Raw genomic sequence first — 22447 nt, forward strand, 5'->3', positions numbered from 1 at the left:
CCGGCAGCCCTGCCGTGGCCCTGTCCGGGGAGAGCCGATCGGCAGCGGTGGGACTGGCCGCCCGGCTGGCCGCGGCGCGCGCCGGTGCGCTGGTGGGACGGGAGCCCGAGCGGGCGCTGCTCGACCGGATGCTGACGGGCGCGGCGGACGCACCGCTCGTGGCCTACCTGCACGGCCCCGGCGGCATCGGCAAGTCCGCGCTGCTGCGCTACGCGGCGTGGCAGGCCGCACGCACCGGCCGCCGCGTGGTGCACGTGGACGGCCGGTTCCTCGACGGTGATCCGCGTCGGCTGGCGGAGGCCGCGGCTCCGGCGTGCGCCGAACCCGGAACGGTGCTGCTCATCGACACCTTCGAGCAGTGCCGGCCCCTGGAGGCGTGGCTGCGCGAGACGTTTCTGCCGCGGCTCGCCGACCACGCGCTCGTGATCCTGGCCGGCCGGGGCGCCCCCGACGCCGAGTGGACGCTCGACCCCGCTTGGGCGCACCTGTTCACCGCGTCGGCCGTACGGCCGCTCGACGCCGGCGGGTCCCACGCGCTGCTGGCCGCCCGGGGTGTCCCCGCCGAGCAGCGCGGCGCCTTCGTCGCGTTCGCCGGAGGCAGTCCGCTCGCCCTCTCGCTGGCCGCCTCCGTGCCCGCCGCGGCGCCCGGCGCCCCGTGGGAGCCGACCGGCGACGTGCTGACGACCCTGGTCGAACGGCTGGTGGGCGACCTGCCCAGCGCCGTCCACCGCCGTGCCCTCGAGGTCGTCGCCCAGGCCTACGTCACGCGGGAGCCCCTGCTGCGCGCGGTCCTCGGCGACGAGGACACCGAGACGGTGTTCCCCTGGCTGCGGCAACAGCCGTACGTGGAGGTGACACCCGAAGGGCTGCACCCGCACGACGCCGTGCGGGCGACCCTCGCCGCCGACCTGCGCTGGCGGGACCCCGAGCGCTACGACGAGGTCCGCGTCCGCATCTCGCTCGCCGCCCTGCAGGCCGTCCGCGCCGCGACCGACGACGACGCGCTGCTGCGGGTCGCGGAGTGGATGTTCCTCTTCCGCCGCCGAGGGGGCCCGGACCACCTGTACGACTACCGCGCCCACCCCCACATCGAGGACACGCCGCTCCGGCCCGAGGACGTGCCCGGCCTGGTGCGCATGGCCGAGGACGCGGAAGGCCCGGCATCGGCGGCGGCGGTCGCGCACTGGGTGGTCCGCCAGCCGGAGGCGTTCCGTGTCCACCGCCACGCGGGCTCCAGCGTGCCCGTGTCGTTCATGGCCGTCCTGCGGCTGGACGCGCCACGTCCCGAGGACCGCGCCGCGGACCCGGTGATCGCGGCCGTCTGGGACCTCGTGGAGAGGGACGCACCCTTCGGGCCGGGCGAGCACCTGGGCATCCGCCGCTTCGCGGTGCAGTCCGTCGGGCACCAGCGGCCCTCGCCCCTGATGGAGCTCATCAGCCGGCGCACCATCGGCGAGGAGATGCGCGCCCGGGGACGCGCGGTGACCTTCACCGTCTTCGAGGACGCCGACCGCTGGGGACGCTACCTCGCCGAGGCCGGCATGCCGCAGCTCGCGACCGTGGACGTCGGCGGGCGGCGGCAGCACGTCTTCGGCCGGGACTGGCGACGGCAGACGGTCGACCAGTGGGTCCGACACCGCGCCCGCAGCACGAGCACGCCCGTGACGACGTGGCCCCCGGCCTCCGCCACGAGTGACTCCGGCAGCCGGACGCCGCGCCCGGCGTTCACGGAAGGCGTGCTGGAGGCGCTGCGCACCTGGCACACACCCCGCGCGTTCGCCACCAGCGTCCTGCTGAACTCCCCGCTGGTGCCGCCCGGTTCGCCCGACCCGGTCGCGGACCTGCGCGACGCCGTCCTCACCGCCCTGGACGCGATCCAGACCGACCCCGCGGGCGTCAAGGCCCACGAGGCCCTCACCGCCACGTACATCACGGCCTCCCGCACCCACCGGAGCGCCGCCCGCCGCCTGGGCGTGCCCTACGGCACCTACCGCCGCCACCTCGCCCTGGCCAAGGAACGGCTCGTCGAAGAACTGCTGCGGGGTAGCGGGTCGGCGGCGGTGGAGGGCTGACCCGATGGCGCCGTCCTGTCGGCGTTCCCCGACGCCGTCGTACGTCGCTCCTGGGCAGCCGTACGTCGTCGCTACGGTGCTGTCGGCAGTGGGGTGGCCCGGGGAAAGCCCAGTCCGTCGAGCAGGGTGCTGAAGAAGTCCTCCACGGGGCCGTCGTGCGAGGAGCGCAGCAACTCCTCGATCCGGCCCGGCTGTGGCGTCACGGAAAGACCGGCGGTCGAGGCCCACGCGACCGCACCCTGGGCGTCGGCGGGGATCTCCGCGTCGAGTTCCGCCCGCTTCCGCCCGACCGCGTCGTGGAAATCCGGTGTCTCCAGCCACAGGAGCTGGTCCTCGAGGTCTTCGGGCTCCTCGGCGAGCAGCCTGGCGGCGAGGTCCAGGTCGAGCCACGCCTGCCAGCGCCGGCCGGCGGCGTCCAGCCCGGTCACGAGCGCCAGATCGCTGTCGGAGACGTGCGCGGCACAGGCCGGCCCCCCGCTCCACTCGACCAAGGCGGGCAGGTCCGCGTCGTCCCACGTCTCGTACGCGAACTGGAGCGTCTGCCAGCCGCCCGGTCGTGCCTCCCACGTCGCCACGCCGGCCCTGGCTTCTTCGTCCAGGCCGGCGAACAGGGGAGCCTCCAGCAGCGGTCGGCCGCTGCGGGCGAACACCAGGTGACCCGAGAATCCCACGACAGTCCCTCCTCCGAGATGCTGGGCGCACCCTACGGGCTGCCACCGACACGGAGGGCCTGGCCCGCCCCCGCTCGGGGCCGGCCGGTGTGATCATTGCGCGGGTACGGAATTTCGGCGGAGCGGGTCGTGTTGCCCGCCAGTGTTGATCACCGACGATCACCAATGATCACCAACAAGGAGGAGGCGTCATGCCTGCGGTTCTTCGGCCCCGTGCCCTGCGTCCCGGCGATCTCGTGGTCGTGACCGCGCTCTCGGGTCAGCTCGAGCCGGGGGAGGAGCCGCTGCTCGCCCGAGGTGTGGCGATCCTCGAGCGGATGGGGTTCCGGGTGCGGGTCAGCCCGATCGTCGACCCGGCGCGGCACCGCTGGTGGGCGGCGGGAACGCCCGCGGAGCAGGCCGACGAGCTCAACGCCCTGCTCCGTGACCCGGAGGTACGGGCCGTCGTCGCGCACACCGGCGGACAGGCGACCATCGGCTACCTCGACCTGATCGACCTGGACGCGATCCGCGCCGACCCGAAGCCGATCATCGGCTACAGCGACATCTCGCTGCTGCACATGGCCCTGCACGCGCAGACCGGCCTCGTCGGCTTCCACGCGGACATCGCCACCCACGGTTTCGGCAGCGACTGGTACACGCTGGGCGACGAGGCCCGCCGGTCGGAACTCGTCGACCTCTACACGCGGGTCCTCACCGAGGCCGAGGCGCCGGGCGCGCTGCCGGCGAACGGGACCTGGGAGACCTGGCGGCCGGGCCGCGCCCAGGGCCCCCTGTTCGGCGGTCTGCTCAACCGCCTGGTCCTGCTCGGGGCGACGCCGTTCGCGCCGCCCGCCGAGCTGTTCGACGGCGCCGTCCTGTTCTGGGAGGAGCTGCAGCGGCCGGTCTCCCGGATCTGGCTCGATCTGCAGGCGCTGAGGCTGTCGGGGGTGCTGGACCGGATCGCCGGGATGGTGGTCGGCATCCCGACCGAGGTCACGCCCCACGACGGCGTCGGCGATCACGCGGAGCTGCGGGACGTGGTGCTCGACGTGCTGGGCCCGCGTGACATCCCGGTCCTCGCCCAGGTCGACTTCGGACACACCTCACCGAACCTGCCGCTGCCCATCGGCGTCCGCGCGGACGTGGACGCCGACGGGCGGACGCTGACCCTGCTCGAGCCGGCGGTCGAGCGAGGCTGAGTGCCGGCGCCGGAACGCCCGCAGGAGCCCGGTCACTCCCGCAGGAGCCCGGTCACACGGCCGCGCGCGTCGTGCTGCGTCCGCGGGTGAGCAGCGCGCCCAGCGCGATCATCCCGAGGCCGAGCAGGAAGTGGAGCCAGTTGTCGGCCGTGTTGATGGGCACGAAGTTCGCCGCGCTGTCACGGTCGATGACCATGCCGTACAGCCACAGCACCAGGTAGATCGCGCCTCCGGCGAGCAGGTACAGCCGTGCCTGGGACGCCGTGCGCGACAGGGCCAGGCCGGCGACGCCGAAGGCGAGGTGCACGAGGTTGTGCAGGACGGACACCTGGAAGATGCCCAGGAGCTTGGCCTCGGAGTGGTGGGCGGCGAACTCCATCGTGCCGTAGTGCGTGGTGATGCCCGGGACGAACCCGAGCACGCCGACCAGCAGGAACACCGCTCCCACGATCAGGGCGGCCTGCTGGACGGGCGTGCGGGTGGTGTGCGGGGCGCGTGCGTGCGTGGACATGGGACTCCCTGTGCAGCGCTGGAGGGGCCCGGTGCCCGTTCCTAGCTGTCCGCGAGTGCCCCTCGGCGTCCTGGGCATGCCGGGACCGGACGGACGGCCTGGGGGACGCCGGGGGCCGCTCTGCGGTGCGGCGGTCGGCCCCTATCCCGTGATGTGGGTCGCGGACAGGGCGCGCTCCCACATGCCGGGGACCTGCTCGCTGGGACGCTGCTGCTCGCCGTGCAGGGCGTTCAGGACCACCAGGCACCCGGTCAGCGCCGGCACCGCCCACTGTGCCCAGGCCAGTTGCCGCCGCGCCTTGGGCAGGTCCACGGGGTGCTTCCGTGCCTTCTCCAGGTCGTCCGGGTCGGTCGACGAGGCCAGCTCGATCTTCTTGCCGAGGACGCGCGCGTAGGCCGTGGCGGCGAGGGCCGCGGCGGTGACGGCGGTCTTGGCCGCGGTGGAGGCAGCCACGCCCTGCTGGCTGGCGACCCGCTGCGCGTTCACCGCGAGCAGCCCGCCCCCGCCGAACAGGTGCGCGCCGATCGCGGCCGCGTTGACCGGGGTCCACTTGGCCCAGCCCGACGACGAGATGCGGTCGGTGGTGGTATCCGTTCCGCCCTCGTCCTTGGCCGCGCCGTTCAGGCCGACCGCGCCCATCAGCGATCCGCCGAACCAGGCAGCCAGGCCCAGGTCGTGCAGGCTGCGGATGACGGTGTTGCGTTCGGACATGTCGGTGCTCCTTCAGCGGGGGAGGGGAAGTACGGACGAGTGGGCCGTCCGATACCTCCACGGTCACCGACGGCGGACGGCTCCGCCATTCGGGGTGAGCCGGACGGGCGGCCCGCGCCAGGGCGCAGCGCCCGCCGCTCCGCCCTGACCACGTGGGGCGCCGTCCGCGTACGGCCGACCGGAGAGGTCGGCGCTCTGCCCTGACCACGTGGGGCGCCGTCCTCGTACGGCCGACAGTTGCTCGGTCGCCCGGGGTCTGTCGGCCAGACCGGTGAGGCCCGGCGTCTCGACCGGTCCGGGCGCGACGGCGTTGACGCGGATGCCGCGGGTGACGAGTTCCGCGGCCCGGCTCTGGGTCAGGGAGCGCAGGCTGGCCTTGGTGGCGGCGTAGACGCTGAACGACGCGGCGCAGGGATTGACGCGCGCGAACGGGGGCCCACCCGGCGGCAGTCGTCAGCGGCCTGCTTGGCCGAGGCACGTCGGGGCACAGAGTTGGGCGGGAGGTGTCTTCGTGACTTCATTGCGCGGGGCGCGCGACGTGCCCGACTGGACGCGTCCGGGGGCTCGTTGGACAGCGTGGATGTGCTGGGCGGCGCTGTGCCTGAACCTGCTCCTGCTCGTGTGGCGGGTGGCGGAGGGCCAGCCGGGCAAGGCCGTCTTCCCGGGGGTCATGGTGGCCGTCTTCTGCGGTCTGCTGATCGCCAACCGGGCCCACCGGGCCGAGCGGGCCGAGCAGGGCCGGCGGACGGAACGGCCATGACCGGGCCGGACGTCAGCCGAAGCGCCGCGCGTGCGTGGGTCCGGCTCCGACCGGCCCGGAGAGCGGGCCTCGACTCAGTTCCGACAAGGGGGACCAGATGGTAGTCGTGCTGCTGTGCGTGTTCATCGTGATGGGACTCGTCCAGGTGGTCAGGCCGCAGTTGCTGTGGAAGGCCAACCGCCCGCTGCAACGGCCGTTCGTGAAGAACTATGACGCCACGGAACCCACCAAGGCGGGCTACACGGTGGCCAGGGTCGGGGGAGTGATCTTCCTCTGCGCGGCGACGTGGATGCTCGTCAGGCACCTGACGTGACCTGACCCGGGTTCGCCCCGCGGGCGCACGTCTCGGCTTCACTCAGCGGTTCCGGCGACGGCCGGGCCCAGGTCGGCGGGCAGCAGGGACGCCGCCAGGGCGACGGCCGCCCCGGCCGTGGCGGCCTCCCCGATCGTGGCCCGGTACGGGCGTCGCATCACCCGGTACGGACCGCCTCCGAGCGCCGGGGCGATGGCCACCTCCGTCCGGAACGGGTAGCCGGTGCACGAGCTGAAGCCGAGCGTGCGGTGGCTGGAGAACACGTACAGCTGTCTCAGCCGCGGTTCGGCGTACGCCGCTTCCACCAACTCGCCGAACTCGGGGAAGTCCGGCGCCCCGGACGCCTGTCGCCGCATGCTCCGCCACTCCAACGCGACCACCGCTGCCGGCCCGTGCTCGGCGGCCTTCCCCCGCTCACCGACGCGCAGGAAGGGGAACCGGGCCCCCAACTCCCCCAGCGGAGTGCCCTGTCCCCACGCCGCGCCGGCTCGCACCACCTCCGCGGGATCGGGTGTGCCTCCGGTGACGCTCTCGATGCCTTCGCTCCAGCCGGAGACGATGAAGAAGCGCTCCTCGGAGGCGACGTACACCGACAGCGGCCTGCGTCCCGGGACCGAGGAGGCGATGCCCGCCGAGCCGGACGATCCCCCTTCGTGCGGGACGACGGTGACGTCGACACCGAGGCCGGCCGCCAGCCGTTCGAGGGCCGCGCCCAGGCCTCCGGCAGCGACCAGGTCGGGGTAGAGATCGGGATCCATCTCCTCAGTCTGCCGCGCCGGAGCCGCCGGGCGAGCCGTCGCCGGTCATGGCCGAGCCGAGCCGGGGAAAGCGGGGTGCATGACTGCGAACCCCGGAACTCGCCTGCGCGGACTGGCCGTTGCCTTGACGGTGCTGCCCCTGGCCGTGGCCTGCCACGGCGGAGACGGCGGCTCCGGAGGACTGCGGGCCGACGGGATGCTCGGCACCGTGGACTCCGGCAGCACGGTCGTCATCACCACCGACAACGGCGTCAGGCTCCGCCCCGCCGACGGGCGGAGTGTCTCCGTGGACGGCGATGTCGGCGCGCACTGGTCGCACAGGGACGACATGGAGGTGCTGGACCTCTCCTGCGACGAACAGGACCGCGCGGGCCGCCCGTGCCCGCGCATGCCCACGGTGGAGGTCCCGGACGACGTACGGGTCACGGTCACCGCACGCAACGCGGGTGTCGACGTCGTCGGCATCGCGGCCGCTCTGGACGTGACCACCGTCAACGGCGACGTCACGGTGGCCCGTTCAGGGAGGGACGACGCGGCCGTCCGGCTGACCACACGCAACGGCTCGGTGCGCGCCACCACCGTCGCCGCGGACCGCCTGTCCGGTGTGACGTCCAACGGGGACGTCGTCCTCACCTGCGCCACGGCCGCTAGCCGCGTCACCGGAAGGACCACCAACGGCTCGGTCGACGTCACGGTGCCGGACGACGCCCCCGCCTACCGGGTCACGGCCACCACCCGCAACGGCCGGCCCCGGATCGCCGTGCCGACACGAAGCACGGGCGACGGCCCCACGATGACCCTGAGCACCGTCAACGGCGACGTCGCGGCCCACCGGGAGTGAGCGGGCCGGCCCGGCGGCCGTCCGGCCGCAGCCTCCCACCCACCGCCGCGGCCCTCACGTGCAGAACGCGGTGTCCACGGCCGCCATGACGACCTTCGCCGCCTGGTCGGCGTCGCCGAAGGTTCCCGGCAGGGCGGTCACCGCGAGACCGACCGAGCGGCCGTCGTCCGTGGCGCCGCCACGGGTCTCGAAGCCGTCGATGTCGCCGCCGTGCCCCCAGTAGACGCCGCCGCAGCTCAACGGGACGCTGAACAGGCCGAGTCCGTAGCGCCACCCGGGAAGCAGCGGCGCGTCGACCGTCTTGCGCATCTCCGCCAACTGGGCGGGCGGCAGCAGCCGTCCGTCGAGCAGCGCACGGGCGAACGCCGCCAGATCGCTCGGGGTGGAGACGAGCTGGCCGGCCGCGCCGCCCCAGGACGGGTCCATCACGGTGGCGTCGACGACGTTGCCCTTCTCCAGGTTGCCGGTCGTGTACCCGTGCGGGTGCGGTCCCCGGACGGTCTGGTCACCGGGCTGCGGCCAGTAGGTGTGCCGCAGTCCGGCCTTCCTGATGACGCGCTTGGTTATTTCCTCCTGCACCGGTCGCCCGGTGACCCGCTCGATCAGCAGACCCGCCAGCAGGTAATTGGTGTTGCTGTACTCCCACCGCGAGCCGGGCGGGAATTCCGCGGGGTGGGCCAATGCGGCGGCCAGCAGGTCGTGCGGCTGGAAGAACTTGTGCTGCAGTCCCTCGAAGTTCTCCATCCCTATGTACGCGGTGTAGTTGGGGAGTCCGCTGGTGTGCTGCAGGAGCTGCCGCACGGTGATCCTGCGGCCGTCGATGCCCTGTCCGCGCACCAGTCCGGGCAGGTAGTTCTCGATGGGCGCGTCGAGCCGGACCTTTCCCTCGGCCACGAGCTGGAGCACCACCGTCGCCGTGAAGCTCTTGGTGTTGCTGCCCGCCCTGACCTGGCCGTCGTGGGGGACCGGCACCTGCCGGTGCAGCTCGGAGGACCCGGCGACCAAGGACGTCGTCCGGCCGTTCTTGCGGGTCCACGCGAACGCGGCCGGGAACTTCTCCTCCTTCACGAGCGAGTCGAGACTCATCTGCAGCGCGGGGTCCTTCCGCGGCGGCTCCGCGACCGCCGCACTCGTCACGGCGGTACTCAGCACGCCCGCCGCCGCAACCGCCAGAAGACCTTTGCGCACCCTGGAGGTGAATACGTTCTGCACCGGTTCTCCCTCTCGCTTCGAAATGGCACGGGAAACGATGCCGTGGCCGACGGAAAAGGGCAGTGGTGCACGGTCCCGAAAAGGAGGTGTACGTAGCACCACCGGCCATCGCGCGTCGCGGTCGCATCAGGTGCGCCCCGGGCGACGGGGGTTACCCGCGCACCCGTTTCTTGGCTAGGGTCACCGCGAAGGCGCAACGGTCGGGAAGCGCACGGAGCGAGGGGGCGGCCGGTTGAGTACACCAGTGGGCAGCGGCGCGTGGATACGGCGGTACCGTACGGCCGGGCCGGAGGCGCCCCGACTGGTGTGCTTCCCGCACGCCGGAGGTTCCGCCAGCTTCTACCTGCCCACGGCCACCGCTCTCACCCCGGACGTCGACGTCCTCGCGGTGCAGTACCCCGGCCGGCAGGACCGCATGGGCGAGCAGCCGTTCACGGACCTCCGTCTGCTCGCCGACCAGGTCACCGAGGCGCTCGCCCCCTGGCGGGACCGGCCCCTGCACCTGTTCGGACACAGCATGGGAGCCGTCGTCGCCTACGAAGTGGCCCTGCGCCTGCAGGAGTTGCCGGGTCCGGGCCCGGCCTCGCTGTACGTGTCCGGCCGACGTGGCCCCACCACCCGGCGCACCGAGACCGTGCACCTGCTGGACGACGCCGCGCTGGTCCGCGAGCTGAAGACGCTCGCCGGGACGGACGCGGCACTGCTCGCCGACGAGGACATCCTCGCCGTGATCCTGCCTGCCCTGCGCGCCGACTACCGGGCCATCGGGACGTACGAACACCGTCCGGCACCCCGACTCGCCTGCCCGGTGACCGCGCTGGTGGGCGACGCCGATCCCAGGGTCACGCCCGCCGAGGCCGAGGCGTGGGGGCAGCACACCGACGACGACTTCGACCTGCACGTGTTCGAGGGCGGCCACTTCTACCTGACGGAACATCAGCCGGCCGTGCTGGCTCTGCTCCAGGAGCGCCTGAAGACCTGATCGGGCGCCGGGCGTCGGAGCCCGCCGTACGCGAGCAGTGCGCGTCGGGGCGTCGTCGGGCCCGGTCGCCGGCGACCACCGCCCCGGTGGGCCCGGTCGCGACGCGGCCCCGCGTGTCCCCGTCGATCGTCTCGTCAACGCGCGGGCCCTCCGGGCATCCTGCTTACCGGCGCCCGGTGGCCGTGCCGACGGGGGACACGGCGGCGCCTTGCGTTCCGGGGGGACACACATGCCACAGCCATCGCACCGCGCCGCGTCCACGTCGTCGATGGGCCGAGGCGTCCTCAAGGGGGCCTTCGCGCTGTTGGACGAGTTACGGCGGCAAGGCGGCGAAGCGGGACTCACGCAGATCGCGAACGCCTGCGGGCTGCCCAAGGCGAGCGCCCACCGGCTGCTGCACCAACTGCTCATGGTCGGCGCCGTCGAACGGCACCGCGGCCGCTACCGCGTGGGCGGCCAGCTCTACCGGATCGGCCAGGCGTGGCAGCCCCACCCCGGGCTGCGCCTGGCGGCCCGCCAGCCCCTGCACGTGCTGCGCGCCGCCACCGGCGCGAGCGTCGTCGTCACCGTCCTGTACGAGGACCTGGCGCTCACCATCGCCTCCGTGCCCGGTGAGGTCGAACCGGTCGCGCCCGTGCGCGACGGCATGGGCTTCACCCTGGACACGGCCGCGGGCCAGGTGCTCACGGCCGGCCCTCCGCGCCGGGTGGCGGGCGGGCCGGAGGCAGCCGTCCTGGAACGCGAGCAGGTCATGGACGGGGTGTGCTGCGCGGCCCTCCCGGTGGGTTCCCCCGACGGGCGGCTGTGCGCGGCGATCACCGCGATGGTCCCACCGCACCGACCGCTCCGGACGGTCGCCGAACAGACCGCCCGGGCCGGCGCCGCCATCACCGCCAACCTCCGCCGGGCAGCCAGGAGTTCCGTCTCGCTGCCGCCCGTGCTGCGCCACTGACCGGTTCCGCTCAGCGGAACGCGCGTAGAGAACGCGGCGCCCGGCAGGCAGGGTGAGTGCCGTGCCGGTCAGGGGGACCGGCACGCACGACGAAGGGGGAACACCATGAACGTGCGACTCGTCGGCGTCACCGCCGTGGCCGCGCTCGCTCTCATCGCCCTGCCGGGCACCGCCGGGACCGCCCAGGCCGCCACCGGGTCCGCCGGTCACGGCGGGCACTGCGTGCTGGACCTGACCGGACAGGCCCGGGTCAGCTGCTTCGACACCTTCAGCGGCGCGATCGCCCACGCGACCGGCGGCGCGGTGCGGCTGCCGGCCGGGGCGACCCAGGTCGAGGGGCGGTACCTGGCCCAGCTCCGTCAGGCCAACGCCGCCGCGCCGAGCCAGGTGGCGATCGGCACGCTCTACAACGACGCCGACCGCAGGGGCCACTCGTGGACCATCACCCGCGCCTCGGACTGCGACACGGACCCGGACGTGGACTGGACGTACACCAACCTCTCCGGCGTGAAGGACGGCTCCGGCTTCGACTGGAACGACGAGATCGGTTCCGCGGTGCAGTACGGCCAGTGCCAGGCGGTCTACTACGAGCACTCCTACTTCCGGGGTGCCAGTGTCAGCGGCGACTGGTCGGGAGGGGCCCTGGACGACGAGGTGTCCTCCATCGCCTGGAGCTGACCAGGCCTGACCTGACCTGACCGGACCCGATGGTCCCTGCGGCGGCAGCGGCAGGAGCTCCGAGGGTTTCAGCCCCTTCGAGCCCTGCTGCTGCCGCTGCCCCAGCGGCTGTCGCTCTGGTGCGTCATCCGGGAGTGCTGCCGCGGTTCACACCTCGGCCGTCCCCGCGACGTCCACCGTGCGCAGGCCCTCCCGGCGCATCCGGGCGGTTCCCCAGGCCCCGAGCGAGCCGAGGGCCTCATTCAGCGTGCGCCCCTCCTCGGTCAGGGAGTACTCCACCCGGGGCGGCACCTCGGCGTACACCGTCCGGGTCACGAGGCCGTCCTGCTCCATCTCCCGCAGGTGCTGCGTGAGCATCTTCTCGCTCACTCCCGGCACACCGCGGCGCAGTTCCGCGAAGCGGCGCACGCCATGAGTCTGCAGCTCCCAGAGGATCAGGCCCTTCCACTTGCCGCTGACCACGTCGAGCGCGGCGTCGATCCCGCAGATGTACGGTCCGCGCCTGGGCGCCTTGGCCATCCCGTCCCGCCCCCTCACAGAAAGGTAAGTACCGCAGAAAATAGTCGGTACTTCCGACAGCCACAGCATTCTCCCAGCATGGAGACGTGACCCAACCACATGACACCACCAGCGCCGTCGCCGTGATCGGACTCGGCCCGATGGGCCAGGCGATGACCCGGACCCTCCTGTCCGCCGGCCGTTCCGTCAGCGTCTGGAACCGCACCGCCCACCGCGCCGACGGCGTCGTCGCCGACGGAGCGACGCGCGCGGCCACCGCACGCGAAGCGATCGAGGGCGCCGACCTCGTGATCCTCAGCCTCACCGACTACCGGGCGATGTACGCCATCCTCGACGGCGCCACCGACGCGCTCACCGGCAAGACCCTGGTCAACCTCAGCTCCGACACCCCCGACCGTTCCCGCGAGGCGGCCACCTGGGCGGCCGGCCACGGCGCCGCCTTCCTCACCGGTGGGGTGATGGTCCCGGCGCCGATGGTAGGCACCCCGTCCGCCTACGTGTACTACAGCGGCAGCGCCCAGGTGCTGGAAGACCACCGCGAGACCCTGACGGCGCTGGGGACGCCCAAGTACCTGGGCGAGGACCCGGGCCTCGCCCAGATGATGTACCAGGCCCAACTCACGGTGTTCCTCACCACGTTGTCCGCCCTCCTGCACGCCACCGCGATGCTCGGCACCGCGGGCATGAAGGCCAGTGAAGCCCTGCCGGAACTGCTCGCGGCCGCCGACTCCATCGGCGCCCTCCTCAGGGCGGGTGAGGAACACCCGGGCACCGCCCTGGACGAGGGGCGGCACCCCGGCGACCTCAGCACGGTCACCATGATGGGCGCGACGTCCGACCACATCGTCGAGACGAGCAGGACGCTCGGCCTGGACCTCGCCCTGCCCCTGGCCGTGCAGTCCCACTACCGGCGCGCGATCGACGCCGGCCACGGCGGTGACAACTGGACACGCATCATCGACAGCATCCGCGCCCCACACTGACCGGATCCCCACCACCGCTGCTGCCGCACCCGCCCACGCTCCGCGGTCGCTTCAGCCCCGACCGCTCACCGTGACGGGGCGTCGCGGTCCCGCAGGGCGCTGACACCGTCGACATCGGCGAAGTGGTGGCGGGAGTGAGCCAGGCGGCGCGACTCGCGCAGCCCACGGGCAGCCACCGCTTCGATCCGATGCGCTTCGGGATGGAGCGGCGCCCGCCGACGCTCCCGGCGTACCAGCACGGTCAGCGGGACGGCCAGGACCGCCGCCGCGGCCGTGATCAGCACCAGCAGGTAACCCATCAGCTCCCCCTCGACCACCTCGTACCGCCGACCTCATCGGCGGACCGGCTGTGCCGCTCATCGAGTACCGCCCCTGCCACCCTAGCGGTGTCAGGGGCGGGATGGCGACGGCACGTCCCGAGCCTCGGACCGTGCTCACGGCACGGCCCCCGCCGCCTACCGTTCCCCGTGCCACCTCGCCGGTAGGCTGCGTCGGTGCGTACGGTCGAGCTCCTGTTGGATGACGCGGCGGACCAAGTGGTCCGGGAGGCCTGGCGGCGGCTGGCGGACGCGGGGCTGCCCAGTCAGGCGCGGCACGGCTCACCGACCAACAGCCCGCACCTGACCCTGGCCGCCTGCCCGGAGCTGACCGGTCCGATCCGCTGGGAGCTCGCCGAGGTGGCCGCCGCCCTGCCGCTGCCGGTGCGCTGCACGGGGCTGATCCGCTTCGAGCGGCCCACCTCCGTGCTCGCCTGGGCGCTCGACCCGGACCCGGCGCTGGCCGCCCTGCACCGCCGGGTGTGGGAGGCCGTGGTGTCCGACAGCCCGCCCGACATCCTCAACCCCCTGCACGCGCCCGGACGGTGGAGCCCGCACGTCACCCTCGGCCGCACCCGGCGCGCGGGCGCCTTCGCCGACCGGCGGATCCCCGGTCTCCTGCCCACGCCGCCGGAGTCCCTGCTGCTCACCACCCTGCGCAGCTACGACACCCACACGGGCACCCTGGAGGTGCTCGAGCCCCGCGGCTGAGCACGTGACATGAGCTGACTCGCGGGGCTCGAATGTTTCGATGCCCTTTCCGACTGGCTGCCCAGAATTTACGGCCCCTGTAGTCGATGGTCAATCACACGCCCAGTTATCGGCAGGAGTTGATCCAGCGCGTCGCTAAGCCGCAGCCCTAGGGAAGTCCGCGCAAATGCGGGCGTCGCACTGGTTGACGTCCCTTGTGGCGCCCCATACCGTTGCGCCGCGCTCTTCCGAAAGCGCCTCGAAACATTCGGAACTCCACTCTCCCTAGGAGGAGTGCCAGTGAAGGTGCCCCGCTACGTCCTGGCAGTCGCCGTGACGTCGTCCCTCGCTCTCGTCCCCCTCGCCACCGCCGGCTCGGCCACCGCCGCGCAGGCACCCGCCCACGCCGGCAAGGAGCGCACGCTCCGCCAGCTCGCGGCCGACGACCGGCTGCGCATCGGCACGGCCGTCGACATGGCGGCGCTCGCCGACGACCCCGACTACCGCCGGATCACGGGTGAGCAGTTCTCCACCGTCACCCCGGAGAACGTCATGAAGTGGGAGGTGATCGAACCGCAGCGGGGCGTGTACGACTACGCCGCGGCCGACCAGCTCGTCGCGTTCGCCGCGCGGCACGGGCAGAAGGTGCGGGGCCACACGCTGGTCTGGCACAGCCAGTTGCCCTCCTGGCTGACCACCGGCGACTTCACCGCGCAGGAGCTGCGCCAGATCCTGCACCGGCACATCACCGACACCGTCCGGCACTTCAAGGGCCGCATCTGGCAGTGGGACGTCGTCAACGAGGCGTTCAACGACGACGGCACCCTGCGCAACTCGATCTGGCTGCAGAAGCTGGGCCCGGGCTACATCGCCGACGCGTTCCGCTGGGCGCACGAGGCCGACCCGCACGCCAAGCTGTTCTACAACGACTACAACATCGAGTGGTCCGGCCCCAAGAGCGACGCCGTGCTCGACCTGGTCGGCAGGCTGAAGGCCGAGGGCGTGCCGATCGACGGGGTCGGCTTCCAGGGGCACTTGGGCATCCAGTACGGGCTGCCCGGCGGAGTGCCCGAGAACTTCGCCCGCTTCGAGAAGCTGGGCCTGGACACCGCGGTCACCGAGGCGGACGTCCGCATGGTCCTCCCCGCGGACGACGAGAAGCTGGCCACGCAGGCCGAGGGCTACCGGCTGCTGCTGGACGCCTGCCTGCGCACCCGGCACTGCATCTCGTTCACGGTCTGGGGATTCACCGACCGCTATTCCTGGGTGCCCGGCGTGTTCGAGGGTGAGGGCGCGGCCAACCTCCTGGACGAGGACTACGGCGTGAAGCCGGCCTTCCGCGCGGTCCAGAAGGCGCTCTCCGGCCACGCCCGCGCGAAGTCGGCGACGCGGTAACCGCTCACGCCTCCCGCCCCGCCCTGTCCCGAACGGCCCGCCTCCTGCGAGGGCCGTCGGGCGGGGCGGGGCTCTCTGCGTCTCCTCCCGGCCACCCGGTGATCGATCCGGACCGTCGCCCCGATGTCCGTCCACACAAACGGAGTTCGCCCCTCAATCCTCACCCCGCCACCGGCCCCGCGGTCGTCTGGCGCACCACCAACCGCGTCGCCAGCTCGATCCGCCGCGCCGTGGCGTCCGGGTCCGCCGGCTCCAGCAGCATGCGGGTCGCCTCCTCGGCCATGTGGCGCAGGGGCTGGTGGACCGTGGTGAGGGGCGGGCTCGTCCACTGGGCGAGGGAGACGTCGTCGTAGCCGACCACGGAGAGGTCCCGCGGGACGCTCAACCCCCGTAGCCGGGCCGCCTGCAGGACACCGAGGGCCTGCAGGTCGCTGCCGGCGAAGAGCGCCGTGGGCGGGTCGGGCAGCGCGAGCAGCTCCATGGCGTGCCGGTAGCCGCTCTGGACGTGGAAGTCGCCGTACCGCACGAGGGCGGGGTCGACGTCCAGGCCCGCCATGGCCATCGCGGAGCGGTAGCCGTCGAGGCGGGCCAGGGAGCACATCAGGTCCTCGGGCCCGGTGATCACGGCGACGCGCCGGTGCCCCAGGTCGGTGAGGTGGCGGGTGGCGGCGAGGCCGCCCGCCCAGTTGGCCGAGCCGACCGAGGGGACGTCGGGGTCGGGGTCGCCGGCGGGGTCGATGATGACGAACGGGATGCCGTAGGAGCGCAGTCGGCGCTTCACGGGCTCGGGGAGCGTGGAGAAGACCAGGACGACGCCGAGCGGCCGCCGCCGGAGCACTCCCTCGACCCAGTCCTCGGCGGGCGCGTGCCGGGTGCCGCTCTCGGTGAGGACGACCGTCGCGCCGTTCGCCTTCGCGACGGTCTCGACGCCGAGGATCAGCTCGACCGCCCAGACGCTCTCGAGTTCGTGGAAGACCAGTTCGACGAGCGGCGCCCGGGTCGGGCCGGGCGGGCGGCGCCGGTAGCCCTGGGCCGCGAGCAGGCGCTCCACCTTGGCGCGCGTCTGGTGGGAGACGTCCGCACGCCCGTTGAGCACCTTCGAAACAGTCGGCAGTGAAACCCCGGCCTTTCGGGCCACGGTCGCAAGGGTCACACGTCCCTCGTCCGTCGCGTCGTCGTCTTCGTCCATGCAGCGCAGGATAGGTCACTGGGGTCACGGCCGGGGTAACGCTTTGGTCGCGTGCTTGCAAGGTCATTGACCAGATCTCACGTCGGCCCCTACTGTCCGTCCGCATGGACTTTCGGCAATGATGCCGAAACTTTCGAGAGGCGGACGATGAAGACACGCACGCGGTTGCACGGACTGCTCGCCTGTGGCGCCACCCTCACCATGGCCTTGAGCCTGACGGCCTGCGGGGGGAACGGCAGCGGCGGATCGTCGAACGACGGGAAGATCCACGTCCTGGTGTACGGCGACGCCAGCAACAAGGTCGAGAAGCAGATCGTCGCGACGTTCAACAAGACGTCGGACGTCAAGGCCGTGCTCGACACCATTCCCGGTGCCGACTACCAGCAGAAGCTGCAGACGATCATCAGCACGCCGCAGGCGCCGGACGTCTTCTTCAACTGGGGCGGCGGCAGCATCCAGCCCTTCGTCAAGGCCGACCTGCTCATGCCGCTGGACGACTTCATCGCCAAGGACCCGAACCTCAAGGACAAGTTCCTGCCCTCGGTGTTCAACAGCGCCGTGGTCAACGGCAAGTCCTACGGCATCCCGATGCGCGGCACCCAGCCGGTGATGCTCTTCCACAACAAGAACGTCCTCGACAAGGCGGGCGTCCAGCCGCCCAAGACCTGGGACGAGCTGCTCGCCGCGGTCAAGGCGCTGAAGAAGGAGAACGTCACCCCGATAGCCCTCGGCGGCGGTGACCAGTGGCCGACGCTGATGTGGTTCGAGTACCTCTACGACCGGGTCGCCGGTCCGGAGCTGTTCCAGAAGGCCCTGGAGGGCGACAAGGACGCCTGGGCGAGCCCCGACAGCAAGAAGGCCCTCGGCAAGATCAAGGAGCTGGTGGACGCCGGCGCCTTCGGCACCAACTACGACTCGGTGAAGTACACCAACGGCGCCTCCCCGGCCCTGGTCGCCTCCGGCAAGGCGGCCTTCGAGCTGATGGGCTCCTGGTACTACTCCCAGCAGCAGACGGACGCCAAGGACTTCGCCGCCAAGGGCCTCGGCTACACCACCTTCCCGACGGTGCCCGGCGGCAAGGGCGACCCGTCCAACGTGGTCGGCAACACCAACAACTTCTACTCGGTGCTGAAGAAGACCAAGCACCCCGAGGCCGTCGCGCAGTTCCTGAAGCTCATGTACTCCGACGAGTTCGTCAAGGCGCAGATGGCCATCGGCAACCTGCCCACCACGACCAACGTGCCGAAGTTCCTCACCACGTCGGCGAGCCCCGAGTACTCGCGCTTCCAGTACGACCTGGTGGCCGCCGCCCCGTCGTTCCAGCTCTCGTGGGACCAGGCGTACCCGCCGGCCGCGAGCACGCCGATGCACCAGGCCGTGCAGCAGTTCTTCAACGGCCAGCTCGACGCCGACGGATTCATCAAGGCCATGCAGGCCCTGCCCACCGAATGACACTCATGACCACTCAGACCACGAGTGCTCCCACCGCCGCCGAGACCCCCAAGAAGGTCCGGCGGCGGCCGGAGGGCTCCTCCGCCGTCCTCGTGGGGCGCCCGGGCTTCGTCTGGGCGCTGCCCGCCACCCTGTTCTTCGCCCTCTTCGCCATCGCACCGCTGATCATGGTGGCGGTGCTGTCCTTCATGAGCTGGAACGGCCTCGGCTCACCCCAGTGGGTCGGCACCGACAACTGGAGCCGGATCCTCGACGACCCGGTCATGATCAACAGCATCTGGCTCACCCTCCTGCTGACCGCGCTCGGCGTCGCCATCCAGACCCCGCTCAGCATCGTGCTCGGCGTGTGGGCCGCCGGCCACCAGCGCAACCGCGCCGTCCTGTCCGCGATCTACTTCATCCCGCTGCTGCTGTCCTCCACCGCGGTCTCCGTGCTGTGGCGGGCGCTGCTCGACCCGAACTTCGGCATCCCCGCCCGCGCCACCTGGCTGTTCGGGGACGGCAACCTGTTCGGCAAGCAGGCCACCGCGATCGGCGTGCTGGCGTTCGTGAGCACCTGGCAGTTCACGCCCTTCCACACGCTGATCTACCAGGGCGCCGCACGTGCCGTACCCGACGTCCTCTACCAGGCCGCGGAGATCGACGGCGCCGGGCGCTACCGGCAGTTCTTCCACATCACCCTGCCGCAGCTGCGCAACTCGATGATCACCTCGATGATCCTGATGATCGTCGGTGGACTCACCACCTTCGAGACCGTGCTGATCCTGACCCAGGGCGGGCCGGGCAGCGACACCACGATCAGCGCCTACTACATGTACCAGAAGGCCTTCAAGAGCTTCGACTTCGGCGCCGGCTCGGCGATCGCGCTCTGCCTCGTCGTGGCGGCCACCATCATCTCGCTGGTCGTCGTGCGCGTGTCCGGCTACGACAAGATGCGCAGCGACATGGAGGGTGTGTCATGAGGCGCCGCCCCAACTACCTGGCCGGCGCGGGCTCGTTGGTCTGGCTGCTCTTCGTCGGCCTGCCGCTGTACGTGCTGCTCGCGGCGACGCTGCGCACCCGCGAGGACTACGCCAAGAACGGCCCGGTGTCCTGGCCGGACACCTTCACCCTGCACAACTACACCGGCGCCTTCGACTCGGGCTTCGGGCAGTACTTCTTCAACACCCTGCTGGTCACCGTGTGCGTGGTCGGCATCGTGCTCGCCCTGGTGCCGCCGCTGGCGTACGCCATCGTGCGCAGCCGCAGCCGGGTCACCTCGCAGATCTTCCGCCTGTTCCTGCTCGGCCTCGCGATCCCCGCGCAGGCGGTCATCGTCCCGATGTTCTACCTGATCAGCGAGGCAGGGCTGTACGACAACCTGCTGGGCGTGATCCTGCCGACGGCGGCCTTCTGCCTGCCGATGTCGGCACTGATCCTCAGCGGCGCCATGCGCGACATCTCCCCCGAGCTGTTCGAGGCGATGGCCATGGACGGGGCGAGCCCGCGGCGGATGTTCTTCCAGCTGGTGGTGCCGCTGTCCCGCGGCGGACTGTCCACCATCGTGGTGTTCTCCGCACTGCAGGCGTGGAACGGCTTCCTGTTCCCCCTCGTCCTGACCCAGTCCGACTCCACCAAGGTCGTGACGCTCGGTCTGTACAACTTCCAGACCGAACACGGCGTCGACATCCCCGGCCTGCTGGGCGCGGTGACGCTGTCCATGGTGCCCGTCCTTCTCGTCTACCTGTTCGCCCGTCGCGCCCTGGTCCAGGGCCTGATGGGCGTCGGAGGAAAGTGACCCCCAACGTGGCCGTTGAGACCACCCCCGAAACCCCTCAGATTCCCTTGTGGAACGACCCCGCCCACGACATCGACACGCGGGTCTCGGCGCTGATCGAGGCCATGACCCTCGACGAGAAGATCGCCCAGTTGTACGGCGTGTGGGTCGGCGCGTCCGCCGAGGGCGGTGAAGTCGCCCCGCACCAGCACGAGATGGACGACGCCGTCGACCTCGACGCCCTGCTCCCGGCCGGGCTGGGCCAGTTGACCCGTCCCTTCGGCACTGCGCCCGTCGACCCGGCGCTCGGCGCGCTGTCCCTGATGCGCACCCAGGCGCGGATCACCGCCGCCAACCGCTTCGGCATCCCGGCCGTGGCCCACGAGGAGTGCCTGGCCGGCTTCGCCACCTGGCAGGCCACCGCCTACCCCGTGCCGCTGTCCTGGGGCGCCTCCTTCGACCCCGAACTGATCCGCGAGATGGCCACCGCGATCGGCCGCGACATGCGCGCGGTCGGCGTCCACCAGGGCCTCGCACCCGTCCTCGACGTGGTGCGCGACGCCCGCTGGGGTCGCGTCGAGGAGACCATCGGCGAGGACCCCTACCTGGTCGGCACCATCGGCACCGCCTACGTCCAGGGCCTGGAGTCCGCCGGGATCGTCGCCACCCTCAAGCACTTCGCCGGCTACTCCGCCTCCCGCGCCGGACGCAATCTCGCCCCGGTGAGCGCGGGCCCGCGCGAACGCGCCGACGTGCTGCTGCCGCCGTTCGAGATGGCCCTGCGCGAGGGCGGTGCCCGCTCCGTCATGCACGCCTACACCGACACCGACGGGCTGCCGTCCGTGGCGGACGAAGGACTGCTGACCGAACTCCTGCGCGGCACCTGGGGTTTCGAGGGCACGGTCGTCGCCGATTACTTCGGCATCGCCTTCCTCAAGATCCTGCACGGGCTGGCCGGCGACTGGGCCGACGCGGCGGGCACCGCCCTGCGGGCCGGCGTCGACGTGGAACTGCCCACCGTCAAGACCTTCGGCGCACCCCTCACCGAGGCCGTGCGCGCCGGACGCGTCCCCGAGGCCCTCGTCGACCGCGCGCTGCGCCGCGTCCTCGCCCAGAAGGCGCGGCTCGGCCTGCTCGACCCGGACTGGAGCCCGGTGCCGCCGGCCCTGGCCGGAGCCGACCCGGACGACCCCGACGCACTGCGCGGCACGGTCGACCTGGACAGCCCCGCCAACCGCGAACTGGCCCGCACGGTCGCCGAGGAGGCGGTGGTGCTGCTCAGCAACGACGGCGTCCTGCCGCTCACCGCACCGCGCCGCATCGCCCTGGTCGGCCCCAACGCCGAGGAGGCCACGGCCGTCCTGGGCTGCTACTCGTTCCCGCAGCACGTCGGCGTGCACCACCCCGACCAGCCCGTCGGCATCGAACTGCCCACCCTGCGCGAGAGCCTGGAACGCGAGTTCCCCGGCGCGGAACTGACCGTGGTGCGCGGCACCGGCGTCGACGACGGCGACACCTCCTCCCTCGCGGACGCGGTGGCGGCGGCGCGCGACGCCGACGTGGTGGTGGCCGTGCTCGGCGACCGCGCCGGCCTGTTCGGGCGCGGCACGAGCGGCGAGGGCTGCGACGTGGAGTCGCTGGCCCTGCCCGGCGCCCAGCAGCAACTCCTCGACGCGCTGCTGGACTCGGGCACCCCCGTGGTGACCGTGCTGCTCGCCGGACGCCCCTACGCGCTCGGCCGGGCCGTGGCGGAGTCGGCCGCCATCGTGCAGTCGTTCTTCCCCGGCGCCGAGGGCACCCCGGCCCTGGCGGGGGTACTGAGCGGGCGGGTCAACCCGTCCGGGCGCCTGCCGGTCAGCGTGCCCCGCGGCACCGGCACCCAGCCCTCCACCTACCTCGGCGCGCGGCTCGCGCAGGCCAGCGAGGTCTCCAACGTCGACCCGACGGCGGCGTTCCCCTTCGGGCACGGCCTGTCCTACACGCGGTTCGTGTGGAGCGACCTGGCCGTCGACGCCGACACCACCGGTACGGACGGCGAGGTGACCCTCGCGTTCACCGTCCGCAACGCCGGTGAGCGGCCGGGCACCGAGGTGGTCCAGCTCTACCTGCACGACCCGGTGGCGTCCGTGGTCCAGCCGGTGCAACGGCTCGTGGGATTCACCCGGGTGCCCCTGCGGGCCGGCGAGTCCCGCCGGCTGCGGGTGACCGTCCCGGCCGACGTCGCCTCGTTCACCGGCCGCGACGGCCGGCGCGTGGTCGAGCCGGGTGAGCTGGAGCTGCGGCTGTCCGCGTCCAGCGGCGACGCCCGGCTCACGGCGCGGGTGACGCTGGAGGGCCCGGAGCACCCCGTGGACCACACCCGGCGCTTCCACGCGCTGTTCCAGGAGGACACCGCCATGACGGCGTAGGGGGGCCGTCGGGCGGGCAGGACGGGTCGGTCGCGGAGGGAGGCTCCCGCGGCCGGCCCGTCATCATGGGCGGCCTGAGAACCTTGCGACCATCAC

Annotated in this window: 24 protein-coding genes; 15 read left to right on the forward strand and 9 right to left on the reverse strand. The window is 72.3% G+C overall.

Annotation, left to right across the window (positions count from 1 at the left end; genetic code table 11):
- Positions 1 to 47 precede the first annotated feature (47 nt).
- Positions 48 to 2072: an ATP-binding protein gene (locus E4U92_RS33540; RefSeq protein ID WP_137304221.1), complete on the forward strand. Its 2025-nt coding sequence runs from the start codon at positions 48 to 50 to the stop codon at positions 2070 to 2072.
- A gap of 71 nt (positions 2073 to 2143) precedes the next feature.
- Here the strand turns inward: E4U92_RS33540 and E4U92_RS33545 are convergent, their stop codons facing one another.
- Positions 2144 to 2743: a hypothetical protein gene (locus tag E4U92_RS33545; protein WP_229863330.1), complete on the reverse strand. Its 600-nt coding sequence runs from the start codon at positions 2741 to 2743 to the stop codon at positions 2144 to 2146.
- A gap of 191 nt (positions 2744 to 2934) precedes the next feature.
- Here E4U92_RS33545 and E4U92_RS33550 point away from each other — a divergent pair, with 191 nt between their 5' ends.
- Positions 2935 to 3924, forward strand: a complete 990-nt coding sequence (locus E4U92_RS33550) for a S66 peptidase family protein (RefSeq protein WP_137304222.1) — start codon at positions 2935 to 2937, stop codon at positions 3922 to 3924.
- A 52-nt stretch (positions 3925 to 3976) separates the two neighbouring features.
- Here E4U92_RS33550 and E4U92_RS33555 read toward each other — a convergent pair whose 3' ends face one another.
- The 3 genes from E4U92_RS33555 to E4U92_RS37285 form a co-directional block, all read right to left on the reverse strand.
- Entirely contained in the window at positions 3977 to 4435 is a 459-nt protein-coding gene (locus E4U92_RS33555) for a DUF4383 domain-containing protein (protein WP_137304223.1), read from the reverse strand.
- Positions 4436 to 4576: 141 nt separating this feature from the next.
- Entirely contained in the window at positions 4577 to 5146 is a 570-nt protein-coding gene (locus E4U92_RS33560) for a hypothetical protein (protein ID WP_137304224.1), read from the reverse strand.
- A 63-nt stretch (positions 5147 to 5209) separates the two neighbouring features.
- Positions 5210 to 5596 (reverse strand): SDR family oxidoreductase, encoded by a 387-nt coding sequence (locus E4U92_RS37285; protein ID WP_373311705.1) that lies wholly within the window; start codon positions 5594 to 5596, stop codon positions 5210 to 5212.
- A 61-nt stretch (positions 5597 to 5657) separates the two neighbouring features.
- On the opposite strand from E4U92_RS37285, the gene E4U92_RS33570 reads away from it, so the two are divergent.
- Positions 5658 to 5906, forward strand: coding sequence for a hypothetical protein (locus E4U92_RS33570; RefSeq protein WP_137304225.1), 249 nt, complete (start codon positions 5658 to 5660; stop codon positions 5904 to 5906).
- Positions 5907 to 6003: 97 nt separating this feature from the next.
- Positions 6004 to 6219, forward strand: a complete 216-nt coding sequence (locus E4U92_RS33575; protein ID WP_137304226.1) for a DUF6199 family natural product biosynthesis protein — start codon at positions 6004 to 6006, stop codon at positions 6217 to 6219.
- Between the two features lie 38 nt (positions 6220 to 6257).
- Here the strand turns inward: E4U92_RS33575 and E4U92_RS33580 are convergent, their stop codons facing one another.
- Complete coding sequence (locus E4U92_RS33580; protein ID WP_137304227.1) at positions 6258 to 6977, reverse strand: DUF6193 family natural product biosynthesis protein; 720 nt, start codon at positions 6975 to 6977, stop codon at positions 6258 to 6260.
- 79 nt (positions 6978 to 7056) lie between these two features.
- On the opposite strand from E4U92_RS33580, the gene E4U92_RS33585 reads away from it, so the two are divergent.
- Positions 7057 to 7818 (forward strand): DUF4097 family beta strand repeat-containing protein, encoded by a 762-nt coding sequence (locus E4U92_RS33585; RefSeq protein ID WP_137304228.1) that lies wholly within the window; start codon positions 7057 to 7059, stop codon positions 7816 to 7818.
- A 54-nt stretch (positions 7819 to 7872) separates the two neighbouring features.
- Here E4U92_RS33585 and E4U92_RS33590 read toward each other — a convergent pair whose 3' ends face one another.
- Positions 7873 to 8904: a serine hydrolase domain-containing protein gene (locus E4U92_RS33590; RefSeq protein WP_308433325.1), complete on the reverse strand. Its 1032-nt coding sequence runs from the start codon at positions 8902 to 8904 to the stop codon at positions 7873 to 7875.
- 358 nt (positions 8905 to 9262) lie between these two features.
- On the opposite strand from E4U92_RS33590, the gene E4U92_RS33595 reads away from it, so the two are divergent.
- The 3 genes from E4U92_RS33595 to E4U92_RS33605 all read left to right on the forward strand — a co-directional run bounded on the left by E4U92_RS33595 (position 9263) and on the right by E4U92_RS33605 (position 11642).
- Positions 9263 to 10012: a thioesterase II family protein gene (locus tag E4U92_RS33595; RefSeq protein ID WP_137304229.1), complete on the forward strand. Its 750-nt coding sequence runs from the start codon at positions 9263 to 9265 to the stop codon at positions 10010 to 10012.
- Between the two features lie 229 nt (positions 10013 to 10241).
- The gene (locus E4U92_RS33600; protein ID WP_137304230.1) at positions 10242 to 10964 is read left to right on the forward strand and encodes an IclR family transcriptional regulator; all 723 of its coding nucleotides are present in this window, start codon (positions 10242 to 10244) and stop codon (positions 10962 to 10964) included.
- A 105-nt stretch (positions 10965 to 11069) separates the two neighbouring features.
- Positions 11070 to 11642, forward strand: a complete 573-nt coding sequence (locus tag E4U92_RS33605) for a hypothetical protein (RefSeq protein WP_137304231.1) — start codon at positions 11070 to 11072, stop codon at positions 11640 to 11642.
- Between the two features lie 147 nt (positions 11643 to 11789).
- Here E4U92_RS33605 and E4U92_RS33610 read toward each other — a convergent pair whose 3' ends face one another.
- On the reverse strand, positions 11790 to 12161 hold the full coding sequence (locus E4U92_RS33610) for a winged helix-turn-helix transcriptional regulator (protein WP_137304232.1): 372 nt from the start codon (positions 12159 to 12161) through the stop codon (positions 11790 to 11792).
- An 86-nt stretch (positions 12162 to 12247) separates the two neighbouring features.
- Between E4U92_RS33610 and E4U92_RS33615 the strand changes: the two genes are divergently transcribed.
- Positions 12248 to 13144: an NAD(P)-dependent oxidoreductase gene (locus E4U92_RS33615; protein ID WP_268253547.1), complete on the forward strand. Its 897-nt coding sequence runs from the start codon at positions 12248 to 12250 to the stop codon at positions 13142 to 13144.
- 65 nt (positions 13145 to 13209) lie between these two features.
- Here the strand turns inward: E4U92_RS33615 and E4U92_RS33620 are convergent, their stop codons facing one another.
- The gene (locus tag E4U92_RS33620; RefSeq protein WP_137304233.1) at positions 13210 to 13443 is read right to left on the reverse strand and encodes a hypothetical protein; all 234 of its coding nucleotides are present in this window, start codon (positions 13441 to 13443) and stop codon (positions 13210 to 13212) included.
- 195 nt (positions 13444 to 13638) lie between these two features.
- Between E4U92_RS33620 and E4U92_RS33625 the strand changes: the two genes are divergently transcribed.
- The gene (locus E4U92_RS33625) at positions 13639 to 14172 is read left to right on the forward strand and encodes a 2'-5' RNA ligase family protein (RefSeq protein ID WP_137304234.1); all 534 of its coding nucleotides are present in this window, start codon (positions 13639 to 13641) and stop codon (positions 14170 to 14172) included.
- A gap of 279 nt (positions 14173 to 14451) precedes the next feature.
- Positions 14452 to 15546, forward strand: coding sequence for an endo-1,4-beta-xylanase (locus E4U92_RS33630; protein WP_137304235.1), 1095 nt, complete (start codon positions 14452 to 14454; stop codon positions 15544 to 15546).
- A gap of 160 nt (positions 15547 to 15706) precedes the next feature.
- On the opposite strand, the gene E4U92_RS33635 is transcribed toward E4U92_RS33630, so the two are convergent.
- A complete protein-coding gene (locus tag E4U92_RS33635; RefSeq protein ID WP_168725254.1) occupies positions 15707 to 16735 on the reverse strand; it encodes a LacI family DNA-binding transcriptional regulator in 1029 nt (342 codons plus the stop codon).
- A 147-nt stretch (positions 16736 to 16882) separates the two neighbouring features.
- On the opposite strand from E4U92_RS33635, the gene E4U92_RS33640 reads away from it, so the two are divergent.
- The 4 genes from E4U92_RS33640 to E4U92_RS33655 are packed head-to-tail and all read left to right on the forward strand — an operon-like array spanning position 16883 to position 22351.
- Positions 16883 to 18187 carry an ABC transporter substrate-binding protein gene (locus tag E4U92_RS33640; RefSeq protein ID WP_137304236.1) on the forward strand — a complete coding sequence of 435 codons (1305 nt, stop codon included), beginning with the start codon at positions 16883 to 16885 and terminating at the stop codon, positions 18185 to 18187.
- Positions 18188 to 18192: 5 nt separating this feature from the next.
- Positions 18193 to 19149: a carbohydrate ABC transporter permease gene (locus E4U92_RS33645; RefSeq protein ID WP_137304237.1), complete on the forward strand. Its 957-nt coding sequence runs from the start codon at positions 18193 to 18195 to the stop codon at positions 19147 to 19149.
- Positions 19146 to 19964 carry a carbohydrate ABC transporter permease gene (locus tag E4U92_RS33650; RefSeq protein ID WP_137304238.1) on the forward strand — a complete coding sequence of 273 codons (819 nt, stop codon included), beginning with the start codon at positions 19146 to 19148 and terminating at the stop codon, positions 19962 to 19964. Before E4U92_RS33645 ends, E4U92_RS33650 begins: the two co-directional genes overlap by 4 nt.
- Positions 19961 to 22351, forward strand: coding sequence for a beta-xylosidase/alpha-l-arabinosidase (locus E4U92_RS33655; protein WP_137304239.1), 2391 nt, complete (start codon positions 19961 to 19963; stop codon positions 22349 to 22351). The genes E4U92_RS33650 and E4U92_RS33655 overlap by 4 nt, the downstream gene beginning before the upstream one ends.
- Positions 22352 to 22447: the final 96 nt, after the last annotated feature.

This window comes from Streptomyces galbus, assembly GCF_005280195.1.
GTDB lineage: Bacteria > Actinomycetota > Actinomycetes > Streptomycetales > Streptomycetaceae > Streptomyces > Streptomyces galbus.